Consider the following 4613-nt stretch of genomic DNA (forward strand, 5'->3'; position numbering starts at 1 on the left):
ATTATGCAGTTATCTACCCCGATCCCTTTGTCAAAAGAAGATTTTAAACAATATCTGGATGTTGAGTTTTTCGATATCTTAATCGATAAAATGACGGGCGAGTGGCAACAGGAGTTCTCATCTAGAAATGAGATTAATCAATTAATGCTGCGTAACTTTGGTTATCTCGCACAGATTGCAGGAACTCGTCAAAAACATATATCCCAGATTATGATTGGCTCAATGAACTATGTGTTTACTATATTGAGTTCAATTCTCTATTCTTTTGATGGAGAGGAGAAAACGATGGAGCTGATGAGACCAGCAATCAGTTTATGGTTAGACTTTTTGACGAAAATAAAAGAGATGTACCCAAGAGCTTTCGATAGTGTTGATATGATTGATAATGAATTCATGTCCTTTTTTAGAAAAGAATGATTTTTATTATGTAGTGAACAAGGCGTTATTCTTTATTATGGGAGGCAAAAGCCTCCCTTTTTATATCAGTAATTCCTTTGGAGATATGGATTTTTTGCATCAAGAAGCCGTGAGTCTTTTTTCAATAGTTGAACAGAAACCAATGCATCTGGCTCCAGCTCATTGGTGCCATCATGATGTTTGATGTGCTCAAATATTCGACAATAGCTTGGGTGCCAACTGAACATACTACTGTAATTCATTTTATAGCTAAATAGGTTGGCATGATGTTGGTAGTCATTTCGATAGTGCCCTGTCGGAGGACAAAAATCGTAAACAGCCATTACGCCCTTGTCTACGAGCAATCTGTCACTATTAGCCGCAATGGTGAATAAATCTTGTGGATCGCATAGATATAAACAAAAACCGAAAATAATCAGGTCGACAGGTTTAATATCAGGTAAACCATCTGCAGTTCCAACGCTCAGATTTAATTCGGGATAGCTCTTAGCCCCATCCTCAATCGCTGTTTGTGATGGATCTATTCCATAGCAGGTGGCACCATAATAATTAGCCAGTTGTGCCAATCGCCAACCATTGGCGCAGCCAATTTCAAGGATTCGTTTCGGTTGGTAGTCGATACTTTGTAGTGCTATGAATATAGGGTCATTACTCAGAGCTTTTTGATTGATGCAGAATTTATTCCTCTCATACCATGCATCAGCCTCTTCTTTCATGAATACGTTTTTTTGTTTCATATAACATACCCTGTAATATGAGCGTTATAATATAATGCTTTAAGGTTTTATAAAAAATCATCGATATGAACGGCCTTTCCACGATTAATATCTTGGCGAGCTTTTTTCCCTAATATTTGTGGCAATGCTTCAGGTGGCAACCCATAGCCTGGCCGGATCCGTCGGATGTGTTCCGGCTTTATGATGGTGCCCGCAGGGATGTCGGTAACAAAATACAAAGAACGACGAAATCTCAGGTTTGCCTGCTCAGCCTGGTTGTCACCACTTTCTCCTGATCCTAACGCTTGCCAGCAGCGTTTTGCCTGGCTGCAGAGCTCTTTAAGTTCACCTGGTTCAAGTGAGAACTCGGCATCCGGGCCGCCATCAGCGCGAGCCAAGGTCAGGTGTTTCTCGATGGCCACAGCGCCCAATGCTATTGCCAGCTGAGCGGCGGTATTTCCCAGCGTGTGATCAGAGAGACCAACGGGTACTGAAAATGTCTTTGCCAAGCGGGTAATCCGCTTGAGATTGATATCAGCAAGAGGGGTTGGGTAGCCACTGACACAATGAAGCAGCAGGATCTGTGAGCAACCATTTTCACGCAAAATAGTCATTGCCTTGGCAATTTCATCTTCAGTTGACATGCCAGAAGAGATAATGACCGGCTTTCCTTGCTGAGCTATGTAACTGAGCAGGGGAAGATCGGTAATTTCGAATGAGGCAATTTTGTATGCGGGAGTACCCAGCTCCTCCAAAAAATCAACAGCACTCTCGTCGAAGGGCGTGGAGAAAATAGTCAATCCGCGTGACTTTGCTCGTTCAAAGAGAGGCTGGTGCCATTCCCATGGGGTATGGGCCAGGGTGTAGAGATCGTAAAGGGTATGGCCATCCCATAAACCTCCCTGAATATGAAAATCCGGTAGATCACAGTCGATTGTCATGGTGTCAGCTGTATAGGTTTGCAGCTTGATGGCATCAGCTCCCGCATCGGCAGCCGCATCTACCAGTGCCAGTGCCCTCTCCAGCTGGCCATTATGGTTGCCGGATAGTTCAGCAATGACGTATGGCGGGCTATTTGGGCCTATCTCGCGGCCATTAATAGTGAACTGAGGCATGAAACGTCTCCTTGGGAGAAAAATGAAACCAGTTCTGTGAGCTACTGCACTGATATCCAATTGACCGGAAGAGAGCCAGAGAGCCCTGGTTTTCAGGGCTGATATAGGCGTGAAAGGTGAACCAAGGGAAAAGTTGGTGCAACAGATTAAGAGCCCGTTTGCCATGCCCTCGTTGGTGTTGCTCGGGGTCAACGTAGATAGAAACTTCGTTATACCTGTCTGGCTCACAGGCTTCATCCAGCCTCACGACGGCGCAAGGACCTGTGGCTGACATAACCTTGAACAGCCAGCGCTGAGGGTTCTGCAAAGCTCCGTGTAACCAGATTTTATGTTCACTGAGGGGAGGACAATCGGTACTTCGGCTATAGCGGCGAGTTACCGCATCCTGTTGCCACTGCCATATCCACTCTGCGTCTTCTTCTGTGATTGGCTGCAGCCAGTATGAGTGCTGCTGCGATGTGAGCTTCTGCAACAAACGCTGTGCTCCCGTGCCATCACAAAGTGCGGCGCCATGCTCGCCGAGTTGCTGCAATGTCTCTTGATTGGGCCAGTAAAGTAACAGCTGTTGTAGCAGTTGCTCATCATCCAGCATTCTCAGATCGCCAAGCCATATCACGGCATTTGCCTGTGCTAGCCGTCTGGCATTTTCCAGTTGGTTGTCGGCAAGAGTGAATAGCAGGGTAGGCAGAGCCAAGGTAGCGCGCTCCCAGCAACTGGTTCCTCCAGCACCGATGGCGAGATCGGCCTTCAACATCAATTCGGCCATGTTGTTTGCATCGAGGTGCAATTTGACGTGATGGCGACTTTTTGCCATGACCTCTTTAAGTGCATCGATATGAGGGGCTTTGCTTGCCAATACCAGATCAATTTCCAATATAGGGATGGGCAGTTGATCGATCAGGGGCAGAATCCGGGACAGATGATTGTCGCTGTCCATTGCTCCCAAGGATAGCAGCAGTCGTCTGATCCTGCTATTTGAAGCTCTTCTGGCCAGCGCGGTAGGCCGTAGCTTGGCAAACTCTGGTCGCAGTGGCGCATAACCAGGGCCCAGCAGAGGCACTTCTGCAAATAGGCTCTCACCATAGTCGGCTGGTTGCCGGTAAGGGGTCATATCAAGCAACCGGGTTGCTTCATGAGGTCTGTCAGCCAGATCGTCGATAACCAGTTGTTGGGGGAAGAGGGCAGCCAGCGGCTGCTCCCAACGGCGATCCAGCTGATAGTGATCCACAATCAGCCAATCACTGCCTCCCCACCCCATGATGGCGCGATAGAGCGAGCGCCAGTCAGGTTGTGCGGGAAGCAGCGTCAGACCATGCTGGCGAGCAATGACTTGAGTGCCATCAAAGCCAGGCAAATCGGCACAAAAGAAGTGGCACTCGTCACCTCGGCTGGCTGCAAGATCAGCGATGCTAAGGCACCGCATGAGATGACCTGCGCCTATTGTCGTACTGGCATCACATCGGAACAGCAACCGCATCAGCGTACCCGGAATACGGGTTGAATGGACTCGCCATCAAGCGCACTGGCCAGTGTCAGATCTCTATCGTGGCGAATGAGCACTGGCAGTATGTCGCGATAGGCGGCCAGCAAAGCGGCCACATCCTGTTCGCTGTGGGCCAGATTCATATTGTGACTGCCAAGGGTGAGGATCCCTCGCTTGCACAACTCCTGGATCAGATAGCTCTTGAGAAGCCAGGTAGAGTGGTTTACTGAATCCGCAACCAGCAGAAAGCTCCAGCTCGGATGTCCGGCGGTATGCAGCCAGTCCGGGGCATCGATCTCTTTTAGCAAGCTATCGAGCCCATCCAGTACCTGTTGTCCCCTCTCTGCAAGCCTTTTTGGTACATCCAGTCGCCGCATCTTTTTGATGACGGCGTTGGCCGCAGCGAGGGCAATTACATCCCCGCCGAAGGTGCCGGAGAAGAAGATATCTTCCATCCGTTTCATATATTGGTGGCGGCCAACAACGGCGGAAATCGGGAAACCATTGGCCATGCCTTTGCCGAACGCAGCAAGATCCGGCGTCACACCAAAGAGGCTCTGTGCCCCGCCCAAGTGGTAGCGAAAACCGGTAATGGTCTCATCAAAGATGAGTAGTGCGCCATGGGCATCGCAGAGTTGGCGCAGACCAGGCAGAAAATCTGGGGTTGGCCAGGTTACATTCATCGGTTCCAGAATGACGGCTGCAAACTCGCCCGGGTGAGCTTCCAGCAGGCACTGCAGCGAGGCAAGATCGTTGTAGTCAAATCTGTGGGTCAGCTCTCTCACGCACTCGGGGACCCCCAAATGGCGGGTGGTCGAGCCGATGTACCAGTCTTGCCAGCCATGATAGCCACAGACGGCTACCCGCTCGCGGCCTGTGACT

Annotated in this window: 4 protein-coding genes and 1 pseudogene; 1 reads left to right on the plus strand and 4 read right to left on the minus strand. The window is 49.4% G+C overall.

Annotation, left to right across the window (positions count from 1 at the left end; translation table 11 throughout):
• A pseudogene (locus AACS18_RS12020) lies at window positions 1-417 on the plus strand (6-hydroxymethylpterin diphosphokinase MptE-like protein); the annotation flags it as partial.
• Between the two features lie 65 nt (window positions 418-482).
• Here the strand turns inward: AACS18_RS12020 and AACS18_RS12025 are convergent.
• From AACS18_RS12025 to AACS18_RS12040, 4 genes are all read right to left on the minus strand, one after another.
• Window positions 483-1154, minus strand: coding sequence for a class I SAM-dependent methyltransferase (locus AACS18_RS12025; protein ID WP_108542033.1), 672 nt, complete (start codon window positions 1152-1154; stop codon window positions 483-485).
• A 47-nt stretch (window positions 1155-1201) separates the two neighbouring features.
• On the minus strand, window positions 1202-2248 hold the full coding sequence (gene pseI / locus AACS18_RS12030) for a pseudaminic acid synthase (protein WP_108612389.1): 1047 nt from the start codon (window positions 2246-2248) through the stop codon (window positions 1202-1204).
• On the minus strand, window positions 2229-3725 hold the full coding sequence (gene pseG, locus AACS18_RS12035) for a UDP-2,4-diacetamido-2,4,6-trideoxy-beta-L-altropyranose hydrolase (RefSeq protein WP_108612390.1): 1497 nt from the start codon (window positions 3723-3725) through the stop codon (window positions 2229-2231). The genes pseI and pseG overlap by 20 nt, the downstream gene beginning before the upstream one ends.
• A partial coding sequence (locus AACS18_RS12040; RefSeq protein WP_108612392.1) for an aminotransferase class III-fold pyridoxal phosphate-dependent enzyme occupies window positions 3725-4613 on the minus strand: 889 nt, incomplete at its 5' end. The genes AACS18_RS12040 and pseG, both read right to left, overlap by 1 nt.

Origin of the sequence: Aeromonas sp. HMWF015, from assembly GCF_963878965.1 — a bacterium.
In the GTDB taxonomy this organism is placed as follows: Bacteria; Pseudomonadota; Gammaproteobacteria; order Enterobacterales; family Aeromonadaceae; genus Aeromonas; species Aeromonas veronii.